The sequence below is a fragment of the Paenibacillus oleatilyticus genome (assembly GCF_018998565.1).
Classification (GTDB): domain Bacteria; phylum Bacillota; class Bacilli; order Paenibacillales; family NBRC-103111; genus Paenibacillus_G; species Paenibacillus_G oleatilyticus.
The window spans coordinates 18,430-30,385 of the sequence record NZ_JAHNZO010000052.1; the positions used below are offsets into that span (position 1 = coordinate 18,430).

14 protein-coding genes are annotated in these 11,956 nt (G+C 52.7%); 2 read left to right on the forward strand and 12 right to left on the reverse strand.

Annotated elements, in window-relative coordinates; all coding sequences use genetic code 11:
* Nucleotides 1-212 precede the first annotated feature (212 nt).
* On the reverse strand, nt 213-980 hold the full coding sequence (locus tag KQX66_RS35525; RefSeq protein WP_216798256.1) for a TatD family hydrolase: 768 nt from the start codon (nt 978-980) through the stop codon (nt 213-215).
* A 48-nt stretch (nt 981-1,028) separates the two neighbouring features.
* Entirely contained in the window at nt 1,029-2,312 is a 1,284-nt protein-coding gene (locus tag KQX66_RS35530; RefSeq protein ID WP_216798257.1) for an HD domain-containing protein, read from the reverse strand.
* A gap of 381 nt (nt 2,313-2,693) precedes the next feature.
* On the opposite strand from KQX66_RS35530, the gene KQX66_RS35535 reads away from it, so the two are divergent.
* Nucleotides 2,694-2,948, forward strand: a complete 255-nt coding sequence (locus KQX66_RS35535) for an AbrB/MazE/SpoVT family DNA-binding domain-containing protein (RefSeq protein WP_010501678.1) — start codon at nt 2,694-2,696, stop codon at nt 2,946-2,948.
* Between the two features lie 616 nt (nt 2,949-3,564).
* On the opposite strand, the gene rsmI is transcribed toward KQX66_RS35535, so the two are convergent.
* The 10 genes from rsmI to KQX66_RS35585 form a co-directional block, all read right to left on the reverse strand.
* The gene (rsmI, locus tag KQX66_RS35540) at nt 3,565-4,461 is read right to left on the reverse strand and encodes a 16S rRNA (cytidine(1402)-2'-O)-methyltransferase (protein ID WP_216798258.1); all 897 of its coding nucleotides are present in this window, start codon (nt 4,459-4,461) and stop codon (nt 3,565-3,567) included.
* Between the two features lie 9 nt (nt 4,462-4,470).
* Nucleotides 4,471-5,247: a tRNA1(Val) (adenine(37)-N6)-methyltransferase gene (locus tag KQX66_RS35545; RefSeq protein WP_216798259.1), complete on the reverse strand. Its 777-nt coding sequence runs from the start codon at nt 5,245-5,247 to the stop codon at nt 4,471-4,473.
* Between the two features lie 90 nt (nt 5,248-5,337).
* The gene (gene yabA, locus KQX66_RS35550) at nt 5,338-5,694 is read right to left on the reverse strand and encodes a DNA replication initiation control protein YabA (protein ID WP_216798260.1); all 357 of its coding nucleotides are present in this window, start codon (nt 5,692-5,694) and stop codon (nt 5,338-5,340) included.
* Between the two features lie 42 nt (nt 5,695-5,736).
* Entirely contained in the window at nt 5,737-6,540 is an 804-nt protein-coding gene (locus tag KQX66_RS35555) for a PSP1 domain-containing protein (RefSeq protein WP_216798261.1), read from the reverse strand.
* A 2-nt stretch (nt 6,541-6,542) separates the two neighbouring features.
* Nucleotides 6,543-7,520, reverse strand: a complete 978-nt coding sequence (gene holB / locus KQX66_RS35560) for a DNA polymerase III subunit delta' (RefSeq protein WP_216798262.1) — start codon at nt 7,518-7,520, stop codon at nt 6,543-6,545.
* Between the two features lie 37 nt (nt 7,521-7,557).
* A complete protein-coding gene (locus KQX66_RS35565) occupies nt 7,558-8,004 on the reverse strand; it encodes a YaaR family protein (protein ID WP_010501663.1) in 447 nt (148 codons plus the stop codon).
* Nucleotides 8,005-8,021: 17 nt separating this feature from the next.
* Nucleotides 8,022-8,351, reverse strand: a complete 330-nt coding sequence (darA, locus tag KQX66_RS35570) for a cyclic di-AMP receptor DarA (RefSeq protein ID WP_010501661.1) — start codon at nt 8,349-8,351, stop codon at nt 8,022-8,024.
* 120 nt (nt 8,352-8,471) lie between these two features.
* On the reverse strand, nt 8,472-9,116 hold the full coding sequence (gene tmk, locus KQX66_RS35575; protein WP_216798263.1) for a dTMP kinase: 645 nt from the start codon (nt 9,114-9,116) through the stop codon (nt 8,472-8,474).
* Between the two features lie 137 nt (nt 9,117-9,253).
* The gene (locus KQX66_RS35580; protein WP_216798264.1) at nt 9,254-10,729 is read right to left on the reverse strand and encodes an aminotransferase class I/II-fold pyridoxal phosphate-dependent enzyme; all 1,476 of its coding nucleotides are present in this window, start codon (nt 10,727-10,729) and stop codon (nt 9,254-9,256) included.
* 109 nt (nt 10,730-10,838) lie between these two features.
* Nucleotides 10,839-11,036, reverse strand: coding sequence for a sigma factor G inhibitor Gin (locus tag KQX66_RS35585; protein ID WP_010501655.1), 198 nt, complete (start codon nt 11,034-11,036; stop codon nt 10,839-10,841).
* A gap of 201 nt (nt 11,037-11,237) precedes the next feature.
* On the opposite strand from KQX66_RS35585, the gene KQX66_RS35590 reads away from it, so the two are divergent.
* Nucleotides 11,238-11,768: a hypothetical protein gene (locus tag KQX66_RS35590; RefSeq protein WP_216798265.1), complete on the forward strand. Its 531-nt coding sequence runs from the start codon at nt 11,238-11,240 to the stop codon at nt 11,766-11,768.
* Nucleotides 11,769-11,956 lie beyond the last annotated feature (188 nt).

An 11,956-nucleotide genomic window follows, 5' to 3' on the forward strand; every position in this document is an offset into this window, starting at 1 on the left:
ATGAAGTTATTATTGAGTTTACGATGGGAGCACCAAACTTGTAAAGTATACAAACTTCGAAAAAAAGGATGGTTTTGGATCAATTCCAGCCAATTGAAGCCAATTCGATCTCAAAAACCATCTTTCTCTTCACAAGTCGTATGTTTTTATATATTTTTCTTCGATTATCTCGATTCGGAAGAAAATCCACTCGTCCGAATCTGTGTATTTATTCACGCTAAGCCAAAAAGCCGGATGGCATTCGCTGTGGTGATTTCACGCAATTCTTCCAAGGATATCCTTTTAATTTCGGCGGCTGTCTCGGCGACCAGGCGTACATACGAAGACTCGTTTCGTTTGCCCCGATACGGGTGAGGAGCCAGATAAGGCGCGTCGGTTTCGATCAATAGCCGGTCGAGCGGCACCTTCTCGAGCACTTCCTTCGGCTGCTTCGCATTCTTGAACGTGACGGGACCGCCGAACGAAATATAGAAGTTCATGTCAAGGCACATCTTCGCCGTCTCCCAACTGCCCGAGTAACAATGCATGACCCCTCCGACCTCCGCCGCTTTCTCTTCGCGAAGCGTCTGCACGACGTCATGATGCGCATCGCGGTTATGGATGACGATCGGCAGTCCGACCTTCCTCGCAAGCTGAATTTGCTGGCGAAATACGCGGTCCTGCACGTCTTTGGGAGATGTATCCCAGTAATAATCCAGGCCGATTTCCCCAATGGCGACAACTTTCTCGTGTCCGCACAGCGATTCGATCCATTCGAGATCCTCCGGCGTCATATCCTTTGCATCGGTCGGATGCCAGCCTACGGTCGAATAAATAAAATCGTACTGTTCCGCCAAAGCGATGGAGCTCGGGATCGTCTCCCGGTTAAAACCGACATTAATGATTCGACCGATTCCGCTTTCGCGTGCGCGCTCGATGACCTCCTGTCGATCTTCATCGAACTGCGGCGCATTCAAGTGAGCGTGTGTATCGATTATCATCTTTTTCTCCTTATAATATAGTCTGGTTGTAAGAGCAGGTGATGACAGTTAAAGATCGAGCAGTTTTCGAAGATTTTTATCCAATTTGTCGGCATGGTTCAAAAGCAGCTCCCGTGGGTAATACAAATGGTATTTTCCCATATGAATGCCGCTGATGGAGCGGACAATTTCCGACTTCCGCGATATTTCCGTCAGGGTATCCCGTGAGTCAAGCAGCAGAATTGGCAGCTTCTCATCCTGTTCGCCGGGCCTGTACACATCATACGATAGATCGGAAGGAAAATCGATGTCGAGGTAGTAGTCCGGATCGATGCCGAAGCTGCGCATTTGGTCCCGCAGCCCCTCGATCTGCCGGGCATCGATTTTCTCGAGCGTCACATACTTCAACAGCCGCCGCTGCAGGAACCGGATACATAGGTCGGAAAGCACCGGGTCCTCTTCAAAGGACCATTGCATCAGGACCGTCTGCATGAACGCCTCGTCCATTAAAAAATGGTCGTGTACCGTCATTTTTTGCCGGAACAGGTTCGGGAGCGGATGTAATAAGAAGCGGAAGGCAAAGCCTTCCTCATGAAGGTGCTTCGCTCTTTGAAAAATGTTGTGAAGCAACACTTCGGCGCTGCGGGTCACCGGATGAAAGTAGACCTGCCAATACATTTGGTACCGGGACATCAAGTAATCCTCCACCGCATGCATGCCGCTTTCCTTCACAACAATATGACCCTGATACGGGCGCATGACGCGCAGGATGCGTTCCAGATCGAATGTGCCGTAATTCACGCCGGTGAAATAGGCGTCCCGCAGCAGGTAATCCATCCGATCGGCATCGAGCTGGCTCGATACGAGGCTGACGACGATTTCCTGATTGTACGTTTTAGCGATCACGCCGGCCACCTGCTGTGGAAACGTAGGCGACACGCGGCGCAGTACCCGGTTCACTTCCGTGTCTCCGAGAACGATGCGGCATGACCATTCCTCGTGGTGCGTCCCGAACGTCTTCTCGATCGAATGAGAGAACGGGCCGTGTCCGACATCGTGCAGCAGCGAAGCGCACAGGCACAGAAGCCGCTCCTCTCGCGGCCAGTCCTCGTACTTGTTGCGCTCGAACTGCGAGATGATTTTGCGGGTCACCTCGTAGACCCCGAGCGAGTGGGAAAACCGGCTGTGCTCAGCGCCGTGAAACGTCAAAAAGCAGGTGCCGAGCTGGCGAATTCGTCTAAGGCGTTGAAACTCCTTGGTGTTGATCAGGTCCCAAATCGTTTGGTCTTGTACGTAGATGTACTTGTGCACGGGATCCTTGAATACTTTCTCTTCTTGAAGGGGAGTGGTCATGAACATCCTCCTATCGGCTCGGCTATTTATCGACAATACTCTCGTAAAAAGAACATAAAATTTGTCGAAATATGTCGAATTCAAGCTTCCATTCTTGTGTTTTCTTTTTTTATATATACTTCAATCTTCTGGTGACAGACCCTTTCTTAGTACGATGTGTATTATAAAAAACAACGATTTTCTCGTTTTTGAACGTTTGTTTTGACTGAATTTTGCATAACCCACCTCGTATACCATAAAATAACAAGGAAAACTCATATTTTTTGGTTGACTATTTTGGGAATGGTTGGTATCATATGTGTAAAGAAATGTCGAAACATGACGATTAATCTTTTGGAACACTATACTTCATTATGTACTTCTTAGAGAGGGGAATTTTTTATGATGAAATCCACCGGTATTGTTAGAAAAGTAGATGAATTGGGTCGGGTCGTTATTCCGATCGAATTGCGCCGTACTTTAGGCATTGGCGAAAAAGACGCTTTGGAAATTTACGTTGATGGCGAGCGCATCATGTTGAAGAAATATGAGCCAGCCTGTATCTTCTGCGGTAATGCTGAGAACGTTTCCTACTTCAAAGGAAAAATTGTTTGCCATGAATGCTTATCTGAAATGCCAATACCTGTGACAAAATAAAAAAAATAGGTTATAATAGAGATAGCACAATTTACTTTGGTAATTCTAACCTTTTTCATATCTCCTCTATATCCCTGATTCGTGGTTGTCCGAATCGGGGATTTTTTTTGTTCGGAGGCTTCCATCCCCCTAAATCCCCCTTCCTAAGGGGGACCCCAGGGGCCGCAGCCCCTGGACCCCGCAGGCTCTTCGACGCAGCTTGAGTGCGAGGAACGCGTCTGTCTTCATGCGAACCCTGCGGGCTCGGCATGAAGACACGCTCCACGTCGGCGCTCTTACGAAGCGGTGCATGCGCACACGTCGGCGCTTGATTCTTCTTACCTGCTATGGGCCGCATCGAGGCAAGCCTCGACAGCTTTTGTTCGAGCAAAGCTGGGGCGCACTCGACAGCTCGTGCGTCAGGGAGCTCGCTGCTGAAGCAGCATCGCAAAACACATATAACAACGTTCACCGTTCGTTATAACGTGCCCACGACACCTTAATTGCTCTCAGAACGCCTACGTTCCCTTCTCATCGATTTGCGCAACACCTATAAGTCTTATTACCCGATTTGGCCATAGGCCTATCATCTTGTCTCTTCTATTATATAGGAGGCACGGTCGTTGTAAACTATTTCCTACTTGTTTCCTTGGTGAAGCAGGTTGTACAGCTCGCGCTTCGGGACGCCGCGGTCTTGGGCGGCGCGGCGCAAAGCCTCCTTATGGTCGAGGCCGTCGGCCTCGTAGCGGGCAACATGCTCCGCAGGGGATAAAGCGGCCCACCACGGGGCTTCGCCGGATGCCTCGGCCTCTTCCGGGCTGACGCCGCGGAGGATGAGCACATACTCGCCTTGAGGCGGGTGCTCGTTCAGATGGTCCAAGCATTCGCGGATCGTGCCGCGGACAGCTTCCTCGTATTTTTTGGTCAGCTCGCGGACTAAGCAAATTTCCCGTGTCTCGCCGATCGTTTCGGCCATGGCCGTTAGCGTCTTCACCAAGCGGTGCGGGGACTCGTAGCAGATTACGGTGCCGGGCTCGCGCTTCAAGGCGGCAAGCTCCCGCTCCAGAGGCTTTTTGTCGCGCGGCAGGAAGCCGACGAAGGTGAACCGCTCGGTCGGGAGCCCCGACATGATCAGCCCGGACAGCGCGGCGTTCGCCCCGGGAATAGGGATGACCGGGATATCCGCTTCAATGGCGAGGCGGACCAGATCCGCGCCAGGATCGCAGATCGCAGGCAGCCCGGCATCGCTGACCAGCGCGATGGAGTCGCCTTCCTGCATGAGCCGGACCAGCTCGGGGCCGCTGGCTTGTTTGTTGTGCTCGTGGTAGCTGACGAGCCGGGTTGAAATGTCAAAATGCGTGAGCAACTTGCGCGTTTGCCGAGTATCCTCGGCGGCAATCCACTGCACTTCGCCAAGCACCCGAACGGCACGGTAGGTCATGTCCTCAAGATTGCCGATCGGAGTGCCTACCAGATAAAGGCTGCCTTGACGGCGGCTTTCGTTGGCGTAGCTTTTTTGAACGTTCACGGACATCGATTCCTTCTATAATGAAGTATTGGACGGATCGGCGAGCGCAGCACGGCGGCCGTAATAGACCTCCATCAGCTCATCCGTATATTCCGTTTCATTCTTATACACAATCAGCGGCGGAAGCATGCGAACCTCCGGTTTTCCGTCGCGAAGCGCTTCGACGAGCACCATATTCGCCTCGGCATCGGCCCGGGGATGAACGAACCGGATCCGTTTCGGCTCCAGCCGGTACTGCCGCATCGTGCAGCAAATATCAACCAGGCGGCTCGGCCGATGCACCATGGCGACTTTGCCGCCGCTGCGCACCAGGCGGCTGCTCACCCGGACCACATCTTCCAACGTGCAGAACAGCTCGTGCCGGGCCGCAGCTACGTGCTCATTCACATTCTGATCCCCATTGGGAACCGGCAAATACGGAGGATTGACCGTCACCAAATCGAAGGCGCCGTTCCCCAGCTCGGCAGGCGATTGACGTAGATCCCCGTGTCGAATGTCGATCCGCTCCTCCAGCTCGTTCAACTGCACGTTCCGCTGGGCCATATCAGCCAGTCTCGCTTGAATTTCTACGCCCGTAATATGCGCTTTCGTCCGGGTGGTCAGCAGCAGCGGAATGACGCCGTTGCCGGAGCACAGATCGACGATGCGCCCTCTCGGCGGCACCGAGCAAAAGCGCGCAATCAGCACCGCATCCATCGAAAAGCTGAATACTTCGTCGCTCTGAATAATTTTTAAATCGTGCGTAAGCAAATCGTCGATTCGCTCCCGCTCATAGATCGGGACTCGTTCCAAACGTATTCCTCTTTCTGCCGATTAGTATGTACCCTAGCCAAACTCTTCAAAAAAAACCGTAGAAGAGCCATTCTCCTCTACGGCGCATCGTTATTTATTCAAAAATGACATGCAGAACAAGCAGTCGCCTTCCGTACGCAAATGTCCGTAATAGACATTGCAAATGTGAAAGCCTTCGTGATAGATGCGTGCCAAATTGTCGTAGCCCTCACCGGTCGGTTCTTTCATCGAAACAGGGACGCTCGCGCCGGCTGCTTGAAGCACAGGCAGCATTGGTTCGGCATCTTTCTTCAGCAGCTTGCGCAGCTGCTGATTCTCGATACCCAGCCGCTTGTTCTCCTCCAGCAGCTCGATAATCTGCCGCTTGATTTCGCCAAGCTCGGCATAGAGCGTGCCCATCTGTTCTTCCATTTGCTCGATTTGTACGAATATATCCCTTTTATCCACGCTTTTCTCTCACCTCAAGCTGCAGAAGCAGCGACTGGCTTTTTACTGCTGCTCCACTACATCATCCAAAGGAAGATCCATCACTTTTTTCAAATCGAAAATTTGCACCTTCGCCGTACGCTCCCCGACATTCAGCGACACCACGCGTCCGTTACCCAACGACGTAATGACTTCACTGCCTACGCGGGGAAGATCGTCCTTAGCGCTTTCGTAATTATCATGCTCATATTTAAGGCAGCACATTAACCGTCCGCACAATCCGGAAATTTTCGTAGGATTGAGCGACAAGTTCTGGTCCTTCGCCATCTTGATCGAAACCGGCTCGAAATCCCCCAGAAAGGATGAGCAGCACAGGATACGTCCGCAAGGCCCGATGCCTCCAAGCATCTTGGCTTCGTCCCGTACACCGATTTGGCGAAGCTCGATCCGCGTCCGGAAAATGCTGGCCAGATCCTTGACCAATTCCCGGAAATCAACCCGGCCTTCGGCCGTAAAATAAAAGATGATTTTGTTCCGGTCAAATGTATACTCAACGTCGACCAGCTTCATGCGCAGCTGGTGATCCTTAATCTTATCCTGACAAATGGCAAACGCATTTTTAGCCGCTTGCTTATTATCCTCAACAAGCTGTGCATCCTGCTGGTCCGCAATGCGGATGACCTTCTTCAGCGGAAGCACAACATCCGATTCGCCTACCGTTCTTCGGCCAATCACTACCCGGCCGTACTCGACTCCGCGCGCCGTTTCGACAATGACCGCACTGTCTTGATCAATCGGCAGATCGCTCGGATCGAAGTAATACACCTTGCCCGCCTTCTTGAAGCGGACACCTACCACGGAGAACAATCTTACACCCCCTTGAGCCGCATTAATATATGTTCCAGCGCGAGCTGGGGATTGGCATGGGACCGCAATCGTTTCTGCGTCTCCACCGCCTGCTCGAGGCAGGCGATCCAGTGCTCCATCGAATAAGATAACGCTTGCTGCGGCATCCAGTCCAGTTGATCCGTGTAGACCAAATCGTCGCGGCTGCCGAGCTTGAGCTGCACCATATCCTTGAGCCACAAAATCAGCATATCCATGAAGCGCGGCAATTGTTCGGAAAACTCGCCCTTTGCCAGCTTCTGCTGAGCGGTCAGCATCGCGGACGGCAATCGGGACAAACTCTCTCTAGCTAATTGTATCACCAAATTTCGGAGTTCTGCAAACCCATTTCCTTGAATCAGCTCGCGCGCCGCCTCCGGTCCTGCGGCCAAATTCACCGCCGCTTGAACGAGTACGGGCGAATGTCCCTCTCGCAGAAGGAGCTCCTTCATACTGCTTCGTCCCATTGGTAAAAAAGGAATCCATTGGGAGCGTGACCGGATCGTCGGCAGCAGGGCTTGTCCGTTATCCGTAATTAGAACAGCCACAACCTGCGAGGTCGGCTCCTCCAAAAATTTCAGCAGACTATTCGCCGCCTGAACGGTCAGCTTATCGGCATCCTCCAATATATACATTTTAATGTTAGAGGCCGAGGCGCGATAAGCAAACTGCTTTTGCAGCTCGCGAATTTGGTCGATTTTGATGGAGGCGCCGTCCGGTACGATCCAATGCAGATCAGGATGGTTTCCATGCTCTACCTTGCGGCAATCCAGGCATTCCCCGCAGGCATCGTCCGGCAGCACCTTGCAATAGATAGCTTGGGCGAACGCCCGGGCCATTGCTCTCCGCCCGGTCCCGGGCGCCCCCGTAAATATATACGCGTGCGAAACTTTGTCGGTCCGAAGGCTGTTTTGCAGCATTCGTTTGACTCGCTCCTGCCCTGTAATCGATTGAAAAGACATGACGGTCTGCATTTCCTTTCCAGATCGGCTGCTTCGCTTAGAAAAATAAATTAATCAGCATTCCGCGAATTTCGCCGATTTTTTGCAGCAGCTCGATGCGTCCCTGTTCGCTTTCCACCAGCTCGTCCGCCAGGCCAAGCAGCTCGGCATCGATTTCCTCCAGCAGCTTGTACCGTTTCGTCCGGCCTCTGCGGTCCCATCCCCGCGTATCGCGAAGCTGAACTCCGCGCCGTGCCGTCTCCTCCAGAAACTGCTTAACGAGCAGCTTATACTGCCGAAGCTCGCGTACGGTCATCGACTTGGCCAGCCGTTGACCTTGCAGGTCAATTTGCTGCAGGATGCGCTGAAGCTGCTCCCGGGTTGCTCTTTCTTCCTGCTGCTGCATCGTATCGGAGAACGACATTTTTTGAAGCTGCTGGGATGACGTATTTTCGCTGCGGACGACTTCATTGCCGAAAGGGCGCCAACCCGGGTTGATTTTCACTCGGCTCGACCTCGTTTCTAGAAATGTTCGAACCGCTCGACCGGAAGCACGAATACCGCCGCCCCGCCAACCTGAACTTCGACAGGGAAAGGAATATACGAATCCGTCGTTCCCCCCATCGGGGATACCGGGGTGACCATTTGCTCTCTGATTTTGCAGTTCGCTTTAATGACTTGCAGCGCTTCGTTGACACGCTCATCTTCCGTACCAATCATAAATGTCGTGTTTCCGGCGCGTAGGAACCCTCCCGTGCTCGCCAGCTTGGTTGCGCGAAAGCCCTCTTTGATCAGGGCGTTCGACAAACGGTTGCTGTCCTTATCCTGCACAACGGCGATAACCAACTTCATGCATCCAGCCTCCTTTGCCAAAGGAATGTTATCCGTCTTCCTACCTTAATAATTAGACAAACGGTTGAAAAATTCCTTCATTTATATATAAACATGTGTAGAAGGAATATATCTATTATATCATACTCGCTTGGGGAGCTTTTGGTTCAGCATTTGCCCAATATCTTCGAGCACCTTGTCCAGCTCCCGCTCCGCATCCACCCGCACGACACGCTCCGGAAATCGGCGGAGTATTTGCAAGTAACCTTCTCGCACTTTGTTGTGAAACGTCATCGACTCCACATCCAGGCGGTTCACTTCCCGTCCCTGATCGGCGCGAATCCGGGCCAGCCCGATCTCCGGACGAACGTCCATGAATACCGTCAAATCCGGCATCCAATCCCCGATCGCAAACCGGTTAATGGCAAACACCTCGTCCATCCCGAGCTCGCGCGCATACCCTTGGTACGCCAAGCTGCTGTCGATAAAACGATCGCATACGACGACCTTGCCGGCTTCCAGCGCAGGAATGACCTTCTCCGCCAAATGCTGCCGTCTCGCGGCCGCATACAACAGCGCTTCCGTGCGCGGGTCCATCGCCGTATTGTTCCGGTCGAGAACGACCGAGCGAATCTGCTCGGCAATCGGAATGCCCCCCGGCTCCCGCGTGGATAGCACGTCGTACCCCCGCGCTTTTACTTGCTGTAGGATCGCATCGATTGCAGACGTTTTGCCTGCGCCCTCTCCGCCCTCTACCGTTATAAAAAAGCCCCGTTTCACATGCATGTCTCCTGTCCTGTAGTGACTCGGATAGCGGTTGCAATCCGTTTCTCCGCTCTATAGCGAGCTTCTTCTCTTATGTCGCGCGAACAAACCGCCGCCTATTCAAACCTATTCGTGCAAGCGCCCGTGCCGCTAGGTGATTACCGCGTTTCCAGCACCGGGACGGTACCGCTGGCGGTCACATCATGCCCGTGAAAACGCGACCCCAAGGCGGCCAGCCGCCTTAAATGCGCTGCCGTCCGTTCGGTAATCCGCTCTCCCGGATAAAGGACCGGAATGCCCGGAGGGTATGGCACGATCATCTCCGCGGCGATGCGGCCCGCGCATTCGGCTACGGGAACCGTCACCCTCGTTTCCATTCCCTCGTGAATCGCTTCCCAATCGAACGTTACCGGCTCGGATATCCGCTGCGCCGCGGCTTCGGTCTCCCATGATCCCGGCTTCGCCTCGCTGCCTTCATTCTGGGTTTCTTCGTCTATCCGCTCCAGCGCTTCAATAAGCCGCTGTGCCGCTTCCTTGGTACTCGCCAAGCTGAACGCAAGCAGAACATGCGTCGGATCTGCCAGCTCCGGGAAGCAGCCCTGCTGCTCCAGACGCTCCTTTATCGCAAAGCCGTCGAGACGGCCTGACACGTCGTACAATGCCACCTTAAAAAGGTCCTGAAGACATCCGATCTGAAGCATGCGTTCCGTCAGTTCTCTTGCACCCCACCGTCTATGTCCGCTCAGATGGGCTATCACCCTCCGAACAGCCGATAGGCCCCGGTCTATCCGCTCCCTGCCATCTTCCTGCAGCATTCGCCGGCTGAGGTCCAGGCTGGCCATAATCGGATAAGAAGGGCTTGAGCTTTGGACCATGGCGAGCGCCTTTCGAACGGCACTGCGGTGAATTCGCGGGCCCTGCACGTGCAGCATGGCGCCCATCGTCATGGCCGTCAACATTTTGTGAGTAGACTGCACGACCGCATCCGCCCCGCAGTTCAAGGCCGAGGCAGGCACATCGGGATGGAAGCCAAAATGAGCCCCATGCGCCTCATCCACCAGCAGCACCTTCCCTCGGTCATGCAGGAGGCCGGATAACGCCTTCAAATTGCTTGTAATTCCATAATAGCTCGGATTGGTCACAAGCAGCCCCTTGGCCTCAGGATAGCGATCCAGCGCCTGCTCGACATCCTCTGCAGCCACGCCCATGCTCAGTCCGCTCTCTGGGTCCCACAGCGGTGAGATAAATACCGCCTGCGCGCCGGCAAGCATCAGTCCGTGAATGACCGACTTATGCGCATCCCGCTGCACCAACAGCAGATCCCCGCGGCGGCAGGTTGCCAAGATCATTGCCAAATTTCCTGCCGTACTTCCGTTCACCAGAAAAAAAGTTTCATCCGCCCCAAAGCACTCCGCAGCCAGGGTCTGGGCTTCTTTAATCGCTTCTTCCGGATGGTGAAGATCGTCCAGTCCCGCGATCTCCGTCCTATCGAGTAATAAGATCTGCCGGTAATCTGCCTCCGCTTCGGCATACCCTTGCGCTTCCGACTTGTGGCCGGGCACATGAAAGCTGAGCGCGCCCGATTCCCTGTGTGCCGCCAATGCTTCATACAGCGGCGCTCTATGCTGTGACACCTTGTTTCCTCATTTCAAAAAACAATTTTAGCAGTATTGTACCAAACAAAAAAGCCCGCTTCCATCCCTGGCCGAGATAAAACGGAGCTTGCTTCCTTACGCTTGCCGTTCAAGCATTCTTTTTATATAAAATTTGCTTCATCTGGTGTATGAAAAAAGGATACTTGGCATCGTTGACTTCCGTATGGACCATTTCATTCTCGCAATCCTCGCATATGAATTCGGATATGATTAGGATACCGTTCTCTTTGGTTTGGCCGCAAATGATGCAGGATGGCGTGAAATCGTGCTGCAGCTCTTCGCTCATGTTCGATTCACCTCTACTCTTCTTTTCTAGCAGTATGCCCAATTCTCTTAAAACTCAAACCTTTCCGCGATATTTTTGTTGAAAATCCATGTTTGCCCGTGACAAACTCAACATTTTCCTGTACCCTACCGATATATGTAATGAATTTTCATTTTGTTCATCAAGTGAGGATTGGGGCTTATTATGCCAAGAGACCGAACGTTGTCCAAAGAATCGACCATTTATACCTATCGGCTGCTCAAACGGGTACATTACAAGCCGATCTTCTTTCAAGTATATTGGATTTTGACCGTTTGCGCTTTTATCTGGGCCGCTATTGCGATCTCTTTTGCATCATTACCTACAGGGTTGATTGGTGTTCCTGTTGGGGTGATCGGTATACCGCTCGTCCAAACGCTTTTGCTCCGCCTCCTGCTTCGAACGAAAGTAAAGCATGCTCCTCAATCCTGGAACTGGTCCTATCGGCTGCCTTGGTTCGGTTTTGCGCCGGGTACGGACACCTATATCGCTATGACCAAAGTACGCCGGCTCCATTTCCATGTGCTGTGGATCGTCCTGGTCTTGCTGGGCTGCCTCTATCCGTGGCTCTCGCCATCGCTCCTCGGCTTCTTGTTATTCGTTCATCTCTGGCTGTTGCTTCCACGCCTGATCATCATTTTCCTTCTTCGCAAGCACAGTTCATCCGGCTATTTAAAAATAAATGAGAACGACTCGTCCTGCTATGCACAGTAGGGCGAGTTTTTACATGATCCCGTATAAATACGAAAAACCCTTGCATCTCCAAGTTGGATCGCAAGGGTCTAATTATTCCCTGAAAACTGGATCGAAACAAAGCGCGTTCTGATATATCTTTTCTCGCTCCGTTGACTGCGTCAAAAGTCGCTCCTAAAAGATATATCTTCACTGGTAACCAAACCTTA

Coding starts and splice junctions, on each gene's coding strand:
- tmk (WP_216798263.1), bottom strand. CDS start 9,116: ATGCATGTGAAACGGGGCTTTTTTATAACGGTAGAGGGCGGAGAGGGC.
- KQX66_RS35535 (WP_010501678.1), top strand. CDS start 2,694: ATGATGAAATCCACCGGTATTGTTAGAAAAGTAGATGAATTGGGTCGG.
- holB (WP_216798262.1), bottom strand. CDS start 7,520: ATGTCTTTTCAATCGATTACAGGGCAGGAGCGAGTCAAACGAATGCTG.
- KQX66_RS35585 (WP_010501655.1), bottom strand. CDS start 11,036: ATGAGCGAAGAGCTGCAGCACGATTTCACGCCATCCTGCATCATTTGC.
- rsmI (WP_216798258.1), bottom strand. CDS start 4,461: ATGTCCGTGAACGTTCAAAAAAGCTACGCCAACGAAAGCCGCCGTCAA.
- KQX66_RS35530 (WP_216798257.1), bottom strand. CDS start 2,312: ATGACCACTCCCCTTCAAGAAGAGAAAGTATTCAAGGATCCCGTGCAC.
- KQX66_RS35525 (WP_216798256.1), bottom strand. CDS start 980: ATGATAATCGATACACACGCTCACTTGAATGCGCCGCAGTTCGATGAA.
- darA (WP_010501661.1), bottom strand. CDS start 8,351: ATGAAGTTGGTTATCGCCGTTGTGCAGGATAAGGACAGCAACCGTTTG.